At 64.8% G+C, this 17,875-nt stretch carries 18 protein-coding genes; 1 reads left to right on the top strand and 17 read right to left on the bottom strand.

Annotated features, from left to right (window positions below):
- Positions 1–115: 115 nt before the first annotated feature.
- From lipA to leuS, 13 genes are all read right to left on the bottom strand, one after another.
- Complete coding sequence (gene lipA / locus ABHF91_RS13115) at positions 116–1,081, bottom strand: lipoyl synthase (protein WP_409420710.1); 966 nt, start codon at positions 1,079–1,081, stop codon at positions 116–118.
- A complete protein-coding gene (gene lipB / locus ABHF91_RS13110; protein WP_409420709.1) occupies positions 1,078–1,725 on the bottom strand; it encodes a lipoyl(octanoyl) transferase LipB in 648 nt (215 codons plus the stop codon). Before lipB ends, lipA begins: the two co-directional genes overlap by 4 nt.
- Positions 1,726–1,797: 72 nt before the next feature.
- Complete coding sequence (gene ybeD / locus ABHF91_RS13105; RefSeq protein WP_409423122.1) at positions 1,798–2,061, bottom strand: DUF493 family protein YbeD; 264 nt, start codon at positions 2,059–2,061, stop codon at positions 1,798–1,800.
- A 59-nt stretch (positions 2,062–2,120) separates the two neighbouring features.
- Entirely contained in the window at positions 2,121–3,350 is a 1,230-nt protein-coding gene (locus ABHF91_RS13100; protein ID WP_409423121.1) for a serine hydrolase, read from the bottom strand.
- A gap of 106 nt (positions 3,351–3,456) precedes the next feature.
- Positions 3,457–4,227 carry a septal ring lytic transglycosylase RlpA family protein gene (locus ABHF91_RS13095; protein ID WP_409420708.1) on the bottom strand — a complete coding sequence of 257 codons (771 nt, stop codon included), beginning with the start codon at positions 4,225–4,227 and terminating at the stop codon, positions 3,457–3,459.
- Complete coding sequence (mltB, locus tag ABHF91_RS13090) at positions 4,217–5,200, bottom strand: lytic murein transglycosylase B (protein ID WP_409420707.1); 984 nt, start codon at positions 5,198–5,200, stop codon at positions 4,217–4,219. Before mltB ends, ABHF91_RS13095 begins: the two co-directional genes overlap by 11 nt.
- A gap of 33 nt (positions 5,201–5,233) precedes the next feature.
- Positions 5,234–6,337 (bottom strand): rod shape-determining protein RodA, encoded by a 1,104-nt coding sequence (gene rodA, locus ABHF91_RS13085; RefSeq protein WP_409420706.1) that lies wholly within the window; start codon positions 6,335–6,337, stop codon positions 5,234–5,236.
- Entirely contained in the window at positions 6,334–8,226 is a 1,893-nt protein-coding gene (gene mrdA / locus ABHF91_RS13080) for a penicillin-binding protein 2 (protein ID WP_409420705.1), read from the bottom strand. The genes rodA and mrdA overlap by 4 nt, the downstream gene beginning before the upstream one ends.
- Positions 8,227–8,229: 3 nt before the next feature.
- Positions 8,230–8,700 carry a 23S rRNA (pseudouridine(1915)-N(3))-methyltransferase RlmH gene (rlmH, locus tag ABHF91_RS13075; RefSeq protein WP_409423120.1) on the bottom strand — a complete coding sequence of 157 codons (471 nt, stop codon included), beginning with the start codon at positions 8,698–8,700 and terminating at the stop codon, positions 8,230–8,232.
- 2 nt (positions 8,701–8,702) lie between these two features.
- Positions 8,703–9,041, bottom strand: coding sequence for a ribosome silencing factor (gene rsfS, locus ABHF91_RS13070; protein WP_345013073.1), 339 nt, complete (start codon positions 9,039–9,041; stop codon positions 8,703–8,705).
- Between the two features lie 78 nt (positions 9,042–9,119).
- Positions 9,120–10,163 carry a DNA polymerase III subunit delta gene (gene holA, locus ABHF91_RS13065; RefSeq protein ID WP_409420704.1) on the bottom strand — a complete coding sequence of 348 codons (1,044 nt, stop codon included), beginning with the start codon at positions 10,161–10,163 and terminating at the stop codon, positions 9,120–9,122.
- Positions 10,163–10,645, bottom strand: a complete 483-nt coding sequence (gene lptE, locus ABHF91_RS13060) for an LPS assembly lipoprotein LptE (RefSeq protein ID WP_409420703.1) — start codon at positions 10,643–10,645, stop codon at positions 10,163–10,165. Before lptE ends, holA begins: the two co-directional genes overlap by 1 nt.
- Positions 10,645–13,224 (bottom strand): leucine--tRNA ligase, encoded by a 2,580-nt coding sequence (leuS, locus tag ABHF91_RS13055; RefSeq protein ID WP_409423119.1) that lies wholly within the window; start codon positions 13,222–13,224, stop codon positions 10,645–10,647. The genes lptE and leuS overlap by 1 nt, the downstream gene beginning before the upstream one ends.
- A gap of 150 nt (positions 13,225–13,374) precedes the next feature.
- Between leuS and ABHF91_RS13050 the strand changes: the two genes are divergently transcribed.
- Positions 13,375–13,857, top strand: a complete 483-nt coding sequence (locus ABHF91_RS13050; protein WP_409420702.1) for a zinc ribbon-containing protein — start codon at positions 13,375–13,377, stop codon at positions 13,855–13,857.
- 48 nt (positions 13,858–13,905) lie between these two features.
- On the opposite strand, the gene lnt is transcribed toward ABHF91_RS13050, so the two are convergent.
- The 4 genes from lnt to ABHF91_RS13030 are packed head-to-tail and all read right to left on the bottom strand — an operon-like array spanning position 13,906 to position 17,859.
- The gene (gene lnt, locus ABHF91_RS13045; protein WP_409420701.1) at positions 13,906–15,456 is read right to left on the bottom strand and encodes an apolipoprotein N-acyltransferase; all 1,551 of its coding nucleotides are present in this window, start codon (positions 15,454–15,456) and stop codon (positions 13,906–13,908) included.
- Positions 15,449–16,333, bottom strand: coding sequence for a CNNM family magnesium/cobalt transport protein CorC (gene corC, locus ABHF91_RS13040; protein WP_409420700.1), 885 nt, complete (start codon positions 16,331–16,333; stop codon positions 15,449–15,451). Before corC ends, lnt begins: the two co-directional genes overlap by 8 nt.
- Positions 16,334–16,348: 15 nt before the next feature.
- The gene (ybeY, locus tag ABHF91_RS13035; RefSeq protein ID WP_409420699.1) at positions 16,349–16,813 is read right to left on the bottom strand and encodes an rRNA maturation RNase YbeY; all 465 of its coding nucleotides are present in this window, start codon (positions 16,811–16,813) and stop codon (positions 16,349–16,351) included.
- Positions 16,810–17,859: a PhoH family protein gene (locus tag ABHF91_RS13030; RefSeq protein WP_409420698.1), complete on the bottom strand. Its 1,050-nt coding sequence runs from the start codon at positions 17,857–17,859 to the stop codon at positions 16,810–16,812. Before ABHF91_RS13030 ends, ybeY begins: the two co-directional genes overlap by 4 nt.
- Positions 17,860–17,875 lie beyond the last annotated feature (16 nt).

The following is a 17,875-nucleotide window of genomic DNA, read 5'->3' as shown; positions in this document are numbered from 1 at the left end:
AGAGAGTGATTTGAGCATAGGCAGGCCCGGGACAGGCTGCCACAGGTCCTTGGTAACACAAATAAAAAGCGCAAGGCGATGCCTTGCGCTGGGCGGGAAATGAGCCGGCGAAGACCTACTTCACTTCCTTGCCTTGAGCCTGCATATCTGCGTGGTAGGAGGAGCGGACGAAGGGGCCGCAGGCGGCGTGGGTGAAGCCCAGATCCAGGGCGATCTGCTTGAGCTCGTCGAACTCGTGGGGCGGTACGTAGCGCTTCACCGGCAGGTGGTGGCGGCTCGGCTGCAGGTACTGCCCCAGGGTCAGCATGGTGACGCCGTGGGCCCGCAGATCCTTGAGCACCTGGACTATCTCCTCGTTGGTCTCCCCCAGGCCCATCATCAGGCCGGACTTGGTGGGCATGTCGGGATGCAGCTCGCCCATGCGCTTGAGCAAGTCCAGCGACCACTGGTAGTCGGCGCCGGGCCGGGCTATGCGGTAGAGCCGCGGGGCGGTTTCCAGGTTGTGGTTGAACACATCCGGCGGATTGTCCTTGAGGATCTCCAGCGCCGTGTCCATGCGACCGCGAAAATCAGGGGTCAGGGTCTCGATGCGGGTGTTGGGGGATTCGCGCCGGATGGCGCTGATGCAGTCGGCAAAGTGCTGGGCACCGCCGTCCCGCAGATCGTCCCGGTCCACCGAGGTGATCACCACGTACTTCAAGGCCATCTCGGCGATGGTCTTGGCCAGCTTCTCCGGCTCTTCGGCATCCGGTGCCAATGGGCGGCCGTGGGCCACGTCGCAGAAGGGGCAGCGACGGGTGCAGATGGCGCCCAAAATCATGAAGGTGGCGGTGCCGTGGTTGAAGCACTCCGCCAGGTTGGGGCAAGAGGCTTCCTCGCAGACCGAGTGCAGCTTGTTCTTGCGCATGATGTTCTTGACGTTCTGGATCTTCTCGCTGCTGGCGGGCAGGCGGATGCGCATCCAGTCCGGCTTCGGCAGCACGGGCTCGTCGGCATCGGGCATGAACTTGACCGGGATCAGGGCCATCTTGTCGGCATCGCGCAGCTTGACGCCGGGCTCCATGCGGGTGGGTTTGCTCATGGGGTTTCCTCGTGCAGTTCAGTCCAACGGGGCCGGGCCAGTTGTTGGCTCAGGGCCTTGAGCAGCCTGGGGGCCGCCTCGTTCACACTCTGTGGCCCGCCGAGATCGGCACATTGGGTCATGGCCAGGCCGGCATAGCCACAGGGGTTGATGTCCAGGAAGGGGCGCAAGTCCATGTTGACGTTGAGCGCCAGGCCATGGAAGGAGCAGCCGCGCCGGATGCGCAGCCCCAGGGAGGCAATCTTGGCGCCGTCCACGTAGACACCGGGGGCGTCGGGTTTGGCGGCGGCCTGGATGCCGTCTTCAGCCAGCAGCGCGATCACCGCCTGCTCCATGCAGGTCACCAGATGGCGCACGCCGTAGGCCTGCCGGCGGACATCCAGCAGCAGGTAGGCGATGAGTTGCCCCGGGCCGTGATAGGTGATCTGGCCACCGCGGTCGCTCTGTACCACGGGGATCTGGGTGCGGTGCAGCAGGTGTTCGGCCTTGCCGGCCTGGCCCTGGGTGTAGACGGGGTCGTGTTCCAGCAGCCAGATCTCGTCAGGGGTATCGCCGTCGCGCTCGTTGGTGAAACGCTGCATGGCCTGCCAGGTGTCCAGATAAGGACGCCGCCCCAGGTAACGCACGATGAGATCCTGCTGCAAGAATGTTGCCTCTGTGTTAACGCCGAGCGGCCATTATAGCCCCGGGCGCTGTTTTTGCCAGCGTGAAGGGGATCACAGTACGTAGCGTACCAGCTCCAGCTTGCCCAATTCGGTGTAGAGGGTTTCCAGCTGAATCTTGCTGGTGGCGGTGATGGTGATGCTGACCGAATGGTAGTTGCCCTTGGCGCTGGGCTTGATGGTGGGGCTGTAGTCGCCGGGGGCATGCTGCTGTAGCACGGCGATCACCTGTTCCACCAGGGCGGGATCGGCGATCCCCAGCACCTTGAAGGGAAATTGGCAGGGGAACTCCAGCAGCTCGTCAAATTTGGTATTCAGGGACATAGTGTTTCTCGGTGTACACAGCGCCCCCGGCCTGGGCCGGGGGTGCCTGGGGGTTAGCTAAACAGGCTCTGGATCAGCAGCAGCAGGTAATCCCACAGCCGGCTGAACAGGCTGCCTTCCTCCACGCTTTCCAGGGCCACCAGCGGGTAGCTGGCCAACTCCTTGTCGTCGGTCTTGAGGTAGATGGTACCGACCACGTCACCCTGTTTAATGGGGGCGTTGAGCTGGCCATTCAACTGGAATTCGGCCTTCATCTTGCTGGCCTGGCCGCGGGGGACGATCACGCTGATCTCCTGGGCGGTGCCCAGCTTGATCTCGCTCTTGTCACCCATCCAGATCCGTTGGCTGGTCAGTTCGGCGCCCGCCTTGTAGGGGGTGAGGTTCTGGTAGAAGCGGAAACCATAGGTCAGCAGCTTCTTGCTGTCATCGGCCCGTTCCCGCTCTGAGTTGGCACCCAGCACCACTGAGATCAGGCGCATGTCGTCCGGGCCCGGGGCGGAGGCCACCAGGTTGTAACCCACCTCGCTGACATGGCCGGTCTTGATGCCATCCACCGGCAGGCTCTTGTCCCACAGCAGGCGGTTGCGGTTGTGCTGGCGGATGCCGTTGAAGGTGAACTCCTTCTGGGAGTAGATGGCGTACTCGTCCGGCAGATCCCTGATCAGGGCGCGGCCCAGCAAGGCCATGTCATAGGCGCTGGAGTAGTGGTTGTCATCATACAGGCCATGGGCGTTGACGAAGTGACTCTCCTTCATGCCCAGCTTGGCGGCCCACTGGTTCATCAGGCTGGCGAAGGAGTCCTCGGAGCCGGCGATATGTTCGGCCATGGCGATACAGGCATCGTTGCCGGACTGGATGATGATGCCCTTGTTGAGGTTCTCCACACTCACCTGCTTGCCCACCTCGATGAACATCTTGGAGGAGTCGGAGTAGTTCTTCGACCAGGCGTTCTGGCTGATGGTCACCATGTCAGTGGGCTTGATGTTACCGGCCTTCAGCTCCTGGCCGATGATGTAGGAGGTCATCATCTTGGTCAGGCTAGCGGGGGGCAGGCGTTCGTGTTCATTCTCGCCAAACAGCACCTGACCTGTGTGGTAGTCCATCAGCAGGTAGGCCTTGGCGGCCAGCTGGGGCGGGGCGGGGACGGCCACCGGGATGGAAGGCGTGGGATCCGGCAGCGGCGTCGGATCCGGGGTCGGCGTGGTGGAGGTTTCGGCCAGCACGGCGCCGCTAACGGCCACGGCGACGCTGAGCAGAAGGGTTTTCGCCAGATTCAACTTCATCATCCTTATCTGTTTGGTGAATGAGAGCCCGGGACGGGGCGACGGGTCGTTACTATAACAAACAGGGCCACCCCTGGCAGCCCCTGTGAGCGGGATCAAGTTATGCCTAGTTGATAAAGAAGGCCTGTCGGTAGCCGTCCTGCCGCAGTGTGCTGAGCATCTTCTCCGCCTGAGCCCGTTCCAGCGGGCCCAGCTGCAGGCGGTAGAGGGGATCGGCGGTCACCACCTTGAACGTCATGCCGTACTGGCGCTGCAGCTGGGCGGCGGTGGCATTGGCCTTGTCCGCCGAGGCGGTGGCCATCAGCTGTATGGTGCGGGCCTCGTGGCGGGCCAGTATCTCGGCGGCATTGGCCGGTGCCGGCACCTTGATAAGCTCCAGCCGCACCCGAGCCGTGCCCGGCGCCACCACCCCCAGCTTGGTGGCGGCGCCAAAGGAGAGATCCAGGATGCGGTTATCGTGGAAGGGGCCGCGGTCGTTGACCCGCACTATGAGCTGCTTGCCGTTATCCAGGTTGGTGACCTTGAGATAGGAGGGCAGGGGCAGGTTCTTGTGGGCGGCGGAGAGGCTGGCCTGATCGTAACGTTCGCCGTTGGAGGTGTTGAGGCCGTGAAAGCCCGGCCCATACCAGGAGGCGATGCCCTCCTCTGTGTAGCTGTCGATGCCGCTCCACACCTTGTAGTGGTGGCCCAGCACGTCGTAATCCTTGTTGCCGATGCGGCTGTAGGGCTCAAACTGCGGCACCAGGCCGTCTACCCCCTGATAGCTGGGCTGGCTCGACTGGGCGGGGCGGCTGGTCGGTGTCGGTTTCTGGCTACAGGCGGCGAGCAGCAGACTCAGTAGGGTCAGCCCCAGCAGGAGCAGGCGGTTAGCGGGCATGATACTCCTGGGCGATGGCCTGGCTCAGCTGGTACACCGCCATGGCGTACAGCGGGCTGCGGTTGTAGCGGGTGATGACATAGAAGTTATGCTCCACCGCCCAGTATTCGGTGCCCTCGGCCCCCTCCAGGCAAATGAGTTTCACCGGCGTCTCGGCAGCCAGCGGCGCATCAGCGGTGACGCCGGCGGCCTGCAGCTGTTGCCAATCGGTTGTAATCTCCAGCTTGTCGCTCAACAGCGCCTGCACCCGGTGCTCGTCGGTCACCTTGACCGGGTGGGCCACGGGGGCGCCCAGCTGCCAGTGATGCTCGTGAAAGTAGTTGGCCACGCTGCCGATGGCGTCGGCCGGGCTGTGGAACAGATCCCGGTGGCCGTCGCCGTCGAAGTCGATGGCATAGTGCAAATAGCTGGACGGGATGAACTGACCCATGCCCATGGCGCCGGCGTAGGAGCCTTTGGGCTCGCTCATCTCCCAGCCCTGCTCGGCCGCCAGCCGCACATACTGGGCAAACTCCTTGCTGAAGAAGGCACCCCGGGGCGGATAGTGGAAGCCCAGGGTGTAGAGAGCGTCCAGCACAGGGTGATCCCCCATGCGGGTGCCGAAGTAGGTCTCCACCCCCAGGATGGCGACGATCACCTGGGCGGGCACCTGCAGCTCGCGTTCGGCGCGGGCCAGCAGCTCGGCATGCTGCTGCCAGAAGTCTGCGCCGGCGCGGATGCGTTCGGCGGTGAGGAAGATGGGTCTGTATTGCGACCAGGGCTTGGCCTCCCAGGGGCGCTGGATGGCATCCAGCACCGGCTGGCGGAACTGGGCCTTCACCAGCCCCAGTTGCAGCTCGCTCACCGGTATCTTCAGCTCCTGGCTCAGGGTCTGCAGCCGGGCAAAGTCGTCCGGCCGGATGGGGGCCGCGGTGGTGCCGAGGCTGAGACAGAGGCCGAGGCTCAACAGGCTAAGGGGGCGAAACAGTCCCATGGTGCGAAATACTCGTGTGTGGGCGGCGGCGGATCAGGCCAGCAGCCGTCTGTGGGTTTGAATGGACATCAGGATGCCAAAACCGGCCGCCAGTGTCACCATTGAGGTCCCGCCGTAGCTCACCAGGGGCAGGGGCACCCCCACCACCGGCAGCAGGCCGCTCACCATGCCGATGTTGACGAACACATAGACGAAGAAGGTCAGGGTCAGGGCCCCTCCCAGCAGCCGCTCGAAGCTGCCCTGGGCGTTGACGCTGATGATCATGCAGCGGGAGAGCACATACAGGTAGAGGGCCAGCAGCAGGCAGAAGCCGATGAGGCCGAACTCCTCGCTGAATACCGCGAAGATGAAGTCGGTGTGCCGCTCCGGCAGAAACTCCAGCTGGGACTGGGTGCCGTTGAGCCAGCCCTTGCCGAACAGGCCGCCGGAGCCGATGGCGATCTTGGACTGTATGATGTGGTAGCCGCTGCCCAATGGGTCCGACTCGGGATTGAGGAAGGTCAGTACCCGCTGGCGCTGGTAGTCATGCATCAGGAAGAACCAGAGCACCGGCAGGAAGGCGGCCATGACGGTACCGGCGGCCAGGATCAGGGTCCAGCTGATGCCCCCCAGGAAGATGACGAAGATGCCGGACACCGCCACCAGGATGGAGGTGCCCAGATCCGGCTGCTTGGCGATGAGCAGGGTGGGCAGCAGCACCATGACCAGGGCGATGACCACCTGCTTGAAGCGCGGCGGCAGCGGGTGGCTGGAGAGGTAGGCGGCGATGGTCATGGGCATCACCAATTTGAGGATCTCCGAGGGTTGGAACTTGATCACCCCCAGATCCAGCCAGCGCTGGGCCCCCTTGCCGATATGGCCGAAGGCCAGCACGCAGATGAGCAGCACCACCCCCAGGGCAAACACGGGGGGGGCCCAGCGGGCATAGAAGCTGGGGGGCAGCTGGGCCAGGCCGATCATGACCGCGAAGGCCAGGCCGGTGCGGATCACCTGGCGCACCAGCATCTCGGTGTGCATGCCCGAGGCGGAATAGAGCACCACCAGGCTGACCCCCAGCAAGGAGAGCAGGCCCAGCAGCAGGGGCAGATCGATGTGCAGGCGCTGCCAGAGGCTGGTGGGGCGGCCGTGACTCATCATGGTTTCTTCTCCTCGGTGGGCTCATCGTCGTCGTACTTGCCCAGCAGGTAGGCGTCCAGCATGGCGCGGGCCACCGGGGCGGCGTTGGCGCTGCCCCCCCCGGCGTTCTCCAGGATCAGGGCCACCACGGCGGTGGGCGCCTCGTAGGGGGCGAAGGCGACGAACAGGGCGTTGTCTCTGTGCTCTTCCTTGATGCGGCTGGCGTCGTACTTCTCGTTTTCCTTCAGGTTCACCACCTGGGCGGTGCCGGACTTGCCCGCCACCTTGTAGGGGGTGCCGGCAAAGGCGCGGCGGGCGGTACCCTCGGGGCCGTTGACCACCAGGTACATGCCCTCCATGGCCTCCTGCCAGAAGCTGTCGCTCTTCACCGTCACCGCCGGTTCCTGGGTCACCCGATAGGGGGTTTGTTCGCCATCCGGGGCACCGATCGAGCGCAGCAGGTGGGGCACTATGTTGCGGCCATGCTGGGTGAGTATGCTGTGGGCGCGGGCCAGCTGGATGGGGGTGGCGGTCCAGTAGCCCTGGCCTATGCCCACCGAGATGGTGTCCCCCTGGTACCAGGGCTGGCGCCAGCGGCTCTGCTTCCACTGCCGGGAGGGCATGATGCCGCTGGACTCCTCGTAGATGTCGAGGCCGGAGAAGTTGCCGAAGCCGAAACGGTTCATGTAGTCATGCACTGTATCTATGCCGGCACGGAAGGCCAGATCGTAGAAGAAGGTATCGGCCGAGACCTCGATGGCCCTGTGCATGTCCATCCAGCCGTGGCCCCAGCGCCGCCAGTCACGCCACTTGCGCGCCACCCCGGGGATCTGGAAGAAGGGGCCACCGAAGAAACGGCCCTGGGGGGTGATGAGCCCCTCGTTGAGGCCCATGATGGAGAGCAGGGGCTTGACGGTGGAGGCGGGGGCATAACCGCCCTGGCTGGTGCGGTTGATGAGGGGGCGGGCCGGGTCGTTCAGCAGGGCCGAGTAGTCATGGCTGCTGATGCCGCGCACGAACAGGTTGGGGTCATAGCTGGGGGAGGACTCCAGGGCCAGCACGCTGCCGTCTCTGGGGTCCAGCAGCACGATACCGCCGCGCCGGCCGGCCAGCAGGCGCTGGGCCGTCTGCTGCAGGCGGATGTCCACGTTCAGGTAGATGTCCTTGCCCGCCACCGGCGGCTGGTACTTGAGGGTGCGGATCACCCGGCCCCGGTTGTTGACCTCCACCTCCTGGTAGCCGGCCTGACCGTGCAGCTCATCCTCGTAATACTTTTCTACCCCCAGCTTGCCGATGTCCCGGGTGGCGGCATAGTTGGTCAGCTTGCCGGCCTCGTCCAGCCGTTGCAGATCCTTGACGTTGATGCGGGCCACGTACCCCAGGGCATGGGTCAGGGTCTCGCCATAGGGATAGAAGCGCTTGAGGTAGGCCTCAATGTCGGCCCCGGGGAAGCGGTGCTGGTTCACCGAAAAGCGCGCCACCTGCTCGTCGGTGAGCTGCTCCACCAGGGGCACGGGGTTGAAGCGCCGGCTGCGTTTGACGTCCCGATAAAATTGCTCTTCGGTGCTGGGATCCAGGCCCAGCAGGGCGATCAATTGCTTCACCATGCCATGGAGATCCTGGGTCTGATCCGGCACGATCTCCAGGCTGAACACCGGGCGGTTCTCCGCCAGCAGCACGCCGTTGCGGTCGAAGATCAGGCCGCGGGGGGGCGCCACCGGTACCACCTTGATGCGGTTGTCGTTGGAGCGGGTCTGGTAGGTGTCGTGGTTCACCACCTGCAGCCAGTAGAGGTTGGCCAACAGCAGGCAGGAGAGCAGCGCCATGCCGATGCCGGCCACCAGGGCGCGGCGATAGAAGAGGGCGGCCTCGGCGCCGTTGTCCTTGATGGAGATGCGCTGCTTGAGCATGACTTATTCCCGGTGATAGGGGTGGTTGGCGGTGATGCTCCAGGCCCGGTACAGGCTCTCGGCCACCACCACCCGCACCAGGGGGTGGGGCAGGGTCAGGGGCGAGAGGGACCAGCTCTGTTCGGCGGCGGCCTTGCACTCGGGGGCCAGCCCTTCGGGGCCACCGATGAGCAGGGCCACATCACGGCCGTCCTGCTTCCAGCTCTCCAGCTGTTGCGCCAGCTGAGGCGTGGTCCAGGGCTTGCCGGGAATGTCCAGGGTGACCACCCGGGCGCCCTTGGCCAGGGCGGCCAGGGTCAGCTCCCCCTCCTTTTGCAGGATGCGGGGGATGTCGGCATTCTTGCCGCGCTTGCCGGCGGGGATCTCGATGAGCTCCAGGGGCAGGTCCTTGGGAAAGCGGCGCTGGTACTCGGCAAAGGCGGTCTCCACCCAGTCGGGCATCTTGGTGCCCACCGCGATAAGCTGGATCTTCATGCTCAGGCCGCGGCGCCCAGGCTGCCGCTCCACAGCTTCTCCAGCTGATAGAGGTTGCGGGTCTCATCCTGCATCACATGCACCACCACCTCGCCCAGATCCAGCAGCACCCATTCACCGGTGTCCCGGCCTTCGATCCCCAGGGGCAGCAGGCCGGTGTGGCGCACCTCCTCCTCCACGTGTTCGGCGATGGAGATGACGTGCCGGCTGGAGTTGCCGCTGCAGATGATCATGCAGTCGGTCATGCTGGACTTGCCCCGCACATCCAGGGTGATGATGTCGCGGCCCTTGAGATCGTCAATCTTGTCGATGATGAATGCTTGAAGTGCTTGACCCTGCAAGAGGCGGCCTCCTTATCTGATGGCGTTGTGATTGCATAAAAAACGTCCGGCAGTATACACGCCGGCCCCGGGGGCTTGCTAGGGTGCCTCAGGCGCACTCAGCAGGCAAGGGGGTAATGGGGTGGCATCCTTGAAACCCAGGCAAATCCCCTGCAACAGGAGCCAGGCGGCCTCCTGCTCGAAGCGCCCCAACAGGCGGTTCAGCTCACTGGCGCCGTGCAGCAGCTGGCGCAGCTTGGGCAGGGGCAGCCGCTGCAATGCCTGCTGGTAGAGGGCCTGACGGCTCTGCCAGATGCGGGCCTGGGCAAACAGCTGGGCCAGGGATTGCCCCTGGCGGGCCGCCAGCTGCAACCCCAGCAGCTGCTCGATTTCCCGGGCCAGGGTCCAGGCCAGCAGGCCGGCCTCCACCCCTTCCTCCCGCAGCTGCTGCAGGATGCGGCTGCCGCGGTTGACCTTGCCGGCCAGCAGGGCGTCGATGAGCTGAAAGGGGGTGAAGTGGTTGTGCTGGGTGATGTTCTCCTGCAGCACCGCCAGGCTGATGGGTTGCGGCAGGGCCAGCAGGGCCAGCTTCTCCAGCTCCTGGGCGGCGGCCAGCAGGTTGCCCTCGAAGGCGTGGCACATCAGCTGCAGCGCCTCCGGCTGCAGCCGCAGCCCGGTCTGCTGGACCCGCTGCTGCATCCAGCGGGGAAACTGCCGGGTATCCGGGGTGACCACGGGCACATAGACCCCCAGCCGGCTCAGGGCCTCGAACCACTTGCTCTTGCTCTGGGCGGAAGAGAGGCGGGGACCGTGCAGCAACAGCAGCAGATCCGGATGCAGGCGCTCCTGCAGCTCGCGGATGCGCTCGGCCCACTCCTTGGGGGGCTTGGCCCCCAGCTCCAGCTCGATGATCTGGCGGCTGGCAAACAGGCTGAGGGCCTGGCAGGTCTCCAGCAGCTGGGACCAGTCCAGGCCGTCGTCGGTGGCAAAGCCGTGGCGTTCGGTGAAGCCCTGCTGTGCGGCGGCGTGACGCAGCCGGTCCAGGGTCTCGAGTTTGATCAGGGGATCGTCGCCGAACACCAGGTAGCAGGGGGCAAGCCCCTTCTGCAGGTGGTCGGCGACCTGTTCCGGATACAGTCGCATCAGAGCTTGAGGCGGCTGAGCTGGATGAGGATGAGATCCGCGGTCTGCTCCAGCATTTCGTCCTTCAGCTGTTCCTGTTCCCGGCTGGAGGCCAGGGCCTGGTTGGCCTTGTTCAGGAAGCTGCGGTTGAAGCTGGCCGAGAACTGTTGTGGCTCATGCTGCGGTACCACCAGTGTGTATTGGGTGCTGAACAGCATCAGGTATTCCACCACCTGACTGCGGTTGTCCACCGACGCGGCCTCGTTGTGCACCTTGATGTCACCCAGGGTCAGCACGGCGGCATCCTCGGCACTGACCAGCTGCACATGGGCCCGGCGCAGGCGCAGGGCCACGGCACGGTAGAGATCGCTGCGCTCATCGCCGACGAGCTGGATGCGGGAGAGCTCCGGGGGCAGCAGTTGCTCGCCGCCCCGCAGGTGATAGCCACAGCCGGCCAGCAGCAGGCTCAGCAGGCAGCCGAGGATCAGCCCCAGGCCGCGCATCAGGCCACCACCAGGTTCAGCAGCTTGCCCGGCACATAGATGGCCTTGCGCACTGCCTTGCCCTCGGTGAACTTGGCCACGCCGGCGTCAGCAAAGGCCAGGGCCTTGACCGCCTCTTCGCTGGCGTCGGCGGCGACGGTGATCTTGCCCCGCACCTTGCCGTTCACCTGCACCACGATCAGCTTCTCGTCTTCCACCATGGCGGCGGCGTCGGCGGTGGGCCATTGGGCCTGGTCCACGTCACCCTCGCCACCCAGGGCCTGCCACAGGGCGAAGGCGGTGTGGGGGGTGATGGGGTAGAGCATCAGCACCACCTTGCTCAATACCTCCTGGGTCAGGGCGCGATCGGAGTCGGACTCCTGCGGCGCCTTGGCCAGGCGGTTCATCAGCTCCATGATGGCGGCGATGGCGGTGTTGAAGGTCTGACGGCGACCTATGTCGTCAGAGACCTTGGCAATGGTCTTGTGCAGCTCGCGGCGCAGGGCCTTCTGCTCGTTGGACAGGCCGGCGGTCTCCAGCGGTGCCACGGCGCCACGGGCCACGTGGTCGGCTACCGCCTTCCACAGCCGGCGCAGGAAGCGCTGGGCCCCTTCCACGCCGGACTCCTGCCATTCCAGGGTCATGTCGGCGGGGGAGGCGAACATCATGAACAGCCGCACGGTATCGGCGCCGTAACGCTCCACCATCAGCTGCGGGTCGATGCCGTTGTTCTTGGACTTGGACATCTTGGTCATGCCGGCGTGCACCAGCTCGTGACCCTGGCTGTCCACCGCCTTGGTGATGGCGCCCTTGGCATCCCGTTCCACCTTGACCTCCACCGGACTGACCCAGACGCGGGCGCCGTTGTCGGTGTAGTAGAAGGCGTCGGCCAGCACCATGCCCTGGCACAGCAGGCGGGTGAAGGGCTCGTCGCTGTTCACCATGCCGGCGTCACGCAGCAGCTTGTGGAAGAAGCGGGCGTACAGCAGGTGCATACAGGCGTGTTCGATACCGCCGATGTACTGATCCACCGGCAGCCAGTGGTTGGCGCGCACCGGATCCAGCATGCCCTCCTGATAGTCCGGGCAGCAGTAGCGGGCGAAGTACCAGGAGGACTCCATGAAGGTGTCGAAGGTGTCGGTTTCCCGCAGGGCCGGCTGACCGTCGACCTGGGCCTTGGCCCATTCCGGGTCGGCCTTGATGGGGCTCTGCACGCCGTCCATCACCACGTTCTCCGGCAGGATCACCGGCAGCTGCTCGGCCGGCGCCGGCACCACGGCGCCGTCTTCGGTGGTGAGCATGGGGATAGGCGCGCCCCAGTAGCGCTGACGGGAGACACCCCAGTCGCGCAGGCGGTAGTTGACGGTGCGCTTGCCCTTGCCGGCGGCTTCCAGGCGGGCGCAGATGGCGTCGAAGGCGCCCTGGAAGTCCAGGCCGTCAAAGTCGCCGGAGTTGAACAGCAGGCCCTTGTCGGTGTGGGCGGCGCCGCTCACGTCCGGCTCGCTGCCGTCGGCGGCCAGGATCACCGGGCGGATCTCCAGACCGTACTTCTGGGCGAATTCGAAGTCCCGCTGGTCGTGGGCCGGTACCGCCATCACGGCGCCGGTGCCGTAATCCATCAGCACGAAGTTGGCCACCATGATGGGCACGCGGCGGCCATCGATGGGATGCAGGGCGTACAGGCCGGTGGCCATGCCCTTCTTCTCCATGGTGGCCAGCTCCGCTTCGGCCACCTTGGTGTTCTTGCACTCTTCCAAGAAGGCGGCCAGGGCGGGGTTACTCTCGGCGGCCTGACGGGCCAGGGGGTGACCGGCGGCCACCGCCACATAGGTGACACCCATCAGGGTGTCCGGGCGGGTGGTGTAGATGTCAAAGTGCTGGTCGTTGCCGTCCACCGCGAAGGTCATGGTCAGGCCTTCGGAGCGGCCGATCCAGTTGCGCTGCATGGTCTTGACCATCTCCGGCCAGCCGTCCAGCTTGTCCAGATCGGTGAGCAGCTCCTCGGCGTAGGCGGTGATCTTGATGAACCACTGGGGGATCTCTTTTTGCTCTACCGGGGTATCGCAGCGCCAGCAGCAGCCGTCCTGCACCTGCTCGTTGGCCAGCACCGTCTGGTCGTTGGGGCACCAGTTGACGGAGGAGGTCTTCTTGTAGACCAGGCCCTTCTTGTACAGCTCGGTGAAGAACCACTGTTCCCAGCGGTAGTAGTCCGGGGTGCAGGTGGCCAGCTCACGATCCCAGTCGTAGCCCAGGCCCAGCATCTTCAGCTGGCCCTTCATGTACTCTATGTTCTCGTAGGTCCACTTGGCCGGCGCCGTGTTGTGCTTGATGGCGGCGTTTTCCGCCGGCAGGCCGAAGGCGTCCCAGCCGATGGGTTGCAGCACGTTCTTGCCGTTGAGACGCTGATAGCGGGAGATGACGTCGCCGATGGTGTAGTTACGCACGTGCCCCATGTGCAGGCGGCCAGACGGGTAGGGGAACATGGAGAGGCAGTAGAACTTCTCCTTGTCCACTTTTTCTACGGCTTTGAAGGTCTGGCGCTGTTCCCAGTGACGCTGAACATCCTGCTCGAGGGCTTGGGGTTGATACTGTTCTTGCATGGCTGACATCTGGCTATCCGATATGTGTGAATTGGATTGGCAATCCCGCTGGAAAATCGCCATAGAATACTTGTAATGACAGGGAGCAACAATACCGGCGGTGCCGGGGCAGCCTTTGTCCGGTGCGGCCATCCTTGACCCGGAGGCCCTATGTCCAAACTGCAAAACGCCTACGAGACCTTCATCCTGCGCCTCAGGCAGGAGATCCACGACACCGAAACCGTCCAGTCCCAGCGGCTGGATGAGCTCATCGAACAGACCCAAGCCTACCTGGAGGCGGCCGGCGAGCTGACCCAGGATGAGTGGGCCCTCATCGCCGAGTATGTGCGGGAGGATCTGCAGCAGTTCGAGCAGACCCCCGGCGGCTATGCCGACAGCGCCTTCTATCAGTCACTCAAAGAGTCCATCTGGGGCTGGCTGCTGGATCTGTCGGATCGCAGCCAGCTGCAGTGGGTGGAGCTGCTGGCGGATATTCAGCATAAGGGCCGCTATCAGGTGGGGGACCGGGTGGGGTTGGGGGTATTGGTGTGCGAGGGCTGCGGCCATCGTCGCCTGGTGCTGCACCCGGAGCAGATCGCCAGCTGCCTCCAGTGCGAGGGCACCCACTTCCGACGGGAGCCCTTGACCCCCTAGTCCGGCCGCCGGCAAAAAAACGGGCGCCAATCTGGCGCCCGCTTGCCGTCAGTCGGCCTCCTCGGGCCGCCGCCAGCGGCCCAGCAGCCAGCCCAGGGCCAACAGCAACAGCAGGGGCGCCGAGCCCAGGCGGTTGTAGGGGGTCTGCCCTTGGGCCGGGGCCACCGAGGCCCGCAGCACCCCCTCCTCAAATTGCGGCAGTGTCTTCATCACCTCGCCCTTGGCGTCGATGGCCACGGTCACCCCGCTGTTGGTGGCCCGTAGCACCGGCTTGCCCAGCTCTAGGGCCCGCATGCGGGCGATACTCATGTGCTGCCAGGGACCTATGCTGGTGCCGAACCAGGTGTCGTTGGAGACGGTCACTATGTAGTGGGTATCGGCGTTGACGTTGCGGCGCAGCTCGTCGGAGAAGGCGATCTCGTAGCAGATGGCCGGGGCGAAGTGGTGGCCCTGCACCAGCAGGTTGGGCTGCACCGCCTCACCGCGGGAAAACGACGACATGGGCAGGTTGAAGAAGGGCGCCAGGGGCCGCAGCAGATCGCCGAAGGGCACGAACTCGCCGATGGGCAGCAGGTGGTGCTTGTAGTAGCGGTTGGCGTGGCCGAATTGATACTCCTCCAGCTCGTCCTGATCCATCTGCCCCAGCCCCAGCAGGGCGTTGTAGAAGCGCTCCGTGTCCGGCTCCATCACCTGGATGCCGGTGATGAAGCCGGTGTTGTTGAAGCGCATCGCCTTGTCCACGTTCACCAGGAACTCGGGCACCTCGTTCTCCAGGGCCGGCACGGCGGACTCGGGCCAGATGATGACGTCGGCGTCCTGGTTCAGGCGGCTCATGTCCATGTAGCGCAGCAGGGTGGGGCGCACCATGGCCGGATCCCACTTCATGGCCTGGGGGATGTTGCCCTGCATCAGGGCGAATTTGAGCGGCTTGCCGTCCTGAGTCCAGGCGATGGGTTTGAGCAGGGCGCCGACGCCAAACAGTCCCAGGGGCAGCAGCAGCCAGGGCCAGCGCCGTTGCCGGGCGGCCAGCAGCAGACCGGCGACGCACAGCAGCAGGGCCAGTGTCACGCCCTGGACCCCCAGCAGGGGGGCAAAGCCCGCCAGTGGGGTGTCGATCTGGCTGTAACCCAGCCACAGCCAGGGGAAGCCGGTGAGCAGGTGCCCCAGGCCCCAGTCGGCCAACAGCCACAACAGCGGCAGGCCCACCAGGTAACGGCGCCAGTCCGAGACGGGCCAGAGGCGGGCCAGCAGGCCGCAGGCCAGGGCAGGGAACAGCGACAGGTACAGGCACAACAGCCCCACCAGCACCACCGCCATGGGCAGGTTGATGCCGCCGAATTGCGTCATGCTGACGTGGATCCACCACAGGCCCGGCAGGTTGAGCCCCAGCCCCCAGGCCAGGCCCAACAGCAGGGCGCGGCGGGGGCGCTGCCCCTGCAGCAGGGCCAGCAGCCCCAGCAGGGAGAGCAGGGCCAGGGGCCAGAGGCCGAAGGGGGCGAAGGCGGGCACCGCCAGGGCGCCACAAAGGAACGCGCCCAGACGGGCGCGCCACACGGAACTACGGAATTTGGCCCAATTGGGGCCCAGGCGGTCAAGCATCGCCGTTCTCGTTCTCAGCAAGGGGTTGGGGGATCTTCACCTGCAACTGCAGCAGGCGGCGGCGATCGGCATGGACCACCTTGAAGTGGTAATCCTGGATCTGGATGGACTCGCCCTTCTTGGGCAGGTGGCCGAAGGCGTGCATCACCAGGCCGCCGACGGTATCCACCTCTTCGTCGCTGAACTCGGCACCGAAGTGGTCGTTGAAGTCTTCGATGGGGGTCAGGGCATGGACGGCATAAACGCTCTTGCTGATGCGGCGGATCTGCTCCAACTGCTCCTGCTGCTCGTCGTACTCATCCTCGATCTCGCCGACGATCAGCTCCAGGATATCTTCGATGGTGACGAGACCGGACACGCCGCCGAACTCGTCCACAACTATGGCCATGTGGTAGCGCTGCTGCTGAAACTCCTTGAGCAGGCGATCCACCCGCTTGCTCTCGGGCACCACCACCGCCGGACGCAGGATACGCTCGAAGCTGAACTCCTCGTCGGTGTGGGCAAAGCCGAACTGCAGCAGGTCCTTGGCCAGCAGTATGCCTTCCACGTGATCCTTGTCTTCGTTGATCACCGGGAAGCGGGAGTGGGCGGATTCGATGATGATGGGCAGGAAGCTGCTGACCGACTGATCCCGGCGTATGGTGACCATCTGGGAGCGGGGGATCATGATGTCCCGCACCCGCAGCTCGGCCACTTCCAGCACCCCTTCGATCATCTCCTTGGTGTCACCGTCGATGACATCCCGCTCTTCGGCGTCCTGGATGACACCCACTAACTCATCAAGATCTTTTGGCTCGCCCTGGAACAGATGACTCAATCGCTCCAGCCAGGTCTTTCTGGGCGAGCCGGTACTAGGATGGGGTTGTTCGTCGCTCATGCGGGTTGGGTGTCCTTAACACTCATCGTCTTGGTAGGGATCGGGAAAACCGAGGTTAGCCATGAATTCCTTCTCCAGGGCTTCCATCTCGTCGGCTTCCTCTTCTTCGATATGGTCATACCCTAGCAAATGCAAGCTGCCGTGCACAACCATATGAGCCCAGTGTGCCGCCAGGGTCTTGCCCTGCTCGGCGGCCTCTTTCTCCACCACCTGACGGCAGATGATGAGATCCCCCAGCAGGGGCAGTTCGATCCCCGGCGGGCACTCGAAGGGAAAGGAGAGCACGTTGGTGGGTTTGTCCTTGCCCCGGTAGGTGAGGTTGAGCTCATGGCTCTCCGCCTCGTCCACCAGGCGAATGGTCACCTCGGCCTCCTCCTGAAAGGGCAGGACGGCGGCGTCCAGCCAGCGCTGGAAGTCGGCTTCGCTGGGCAGGCCGGCGCCATCGGCGCAGGCCAGTTGCAGGTCCAGGATCACGCTCATGCCTGAGCCTCCGGTTTGTGTTGTTGGGCCTGTTCGCGGCGGTGGGCCTCGTCATGGGCCTCGTAGGCCTGGACGATGCGGGCCACCACGGGGTGACGCACCACGTCACCGGCCTGGAAGAAGTTGAAGGAGAGCCCCTCGACGCCGGAGAGCACCTCGATGGCGTGGCGCAGGCCGGAGCGGACGTTGCGCGGCAGGTCCATCTGGGTGATGTCGCCGGTGACCACCGCCTTGGAGTTGAAGCCGATGCGGGTGAGGAACATCTTCATCTGCTCCACCGTGGTGTTCTGGCCTTCGTCCAGGATGATGAAGGCGTCGTTCAGGGTGCGACCGCGCATGTAGGCCAATGGGGCGATTTCGATCACCTGGCGCTCGATGAGCTTCTCCACCCGCTCGAAGCCCAACATTTCGAACAGGGCGTCGTACAGGGGGCGCAGGTAGGGGTCCACCTTCTGGGAGAGATCGCCGGGCAGGAAGCCCAGCTTCTCGCCGGCCTCCACCGCCGGCCGGGTCAGCAGGATGCGGCGGATCTCCTGGCGCTCCAGGGCGTCCACCGCCGCCGCCACCGCCAGGTAGGTCTTGCCGGTACCGGCCGGGCCTATGCCGAAGGTGATGTCGTGGGTGACGATATTGGCTATGTACTGGGCCTGGTTGGGGGATCTGGGCTTGACCATGCCGCGCTTGGTCTTGATGTTCACTTCCTTGCCGTAGGGGATGTTGCCGGTCTGGGGCTCGGCGTCCTCCTCCTGCTCCAGGGCATGGCAGCCCTGGATGGCCAGGTGCACCTGCTCGGGGGTCAGATCCTCAGCCTTGCCGCCGCGCAGGGGGGCCGTCTCCACGTACAGGCTTTTGAGCAGATCCCGCACCGCTTCGGCCTGGGTCTCACGGCCCACCACCTGGAAGTGGCTGTTGCGGTAGTTGATCTCCACGCCCAGGCGGCGCTCTATCTGCTTGAGGTTATCGTCAAACGGGCCGCACAGGCAGGCCAGTCGCTGGCTGTCCGCCGGTTCCAGGTGCAGGTCGAGGGTGGTGATGTGTCGGGTCAAAGCATACCTCTTGCGC

Source organism: Pseudaeromonas aegiceratis (assembly GCF_046254905.1).
GTDB lineage: Bacteria > Pseudomonadota > Gammaproteobacteria > Enterobacterales > Aeromonadaceae > Pseudaeromonas > Pseudaeromonas aegiceratis.
Note: the sequence above shows the minus strand (reverse complement) of the source record. Positions and strands in the feature narration are given on the sequence as shown.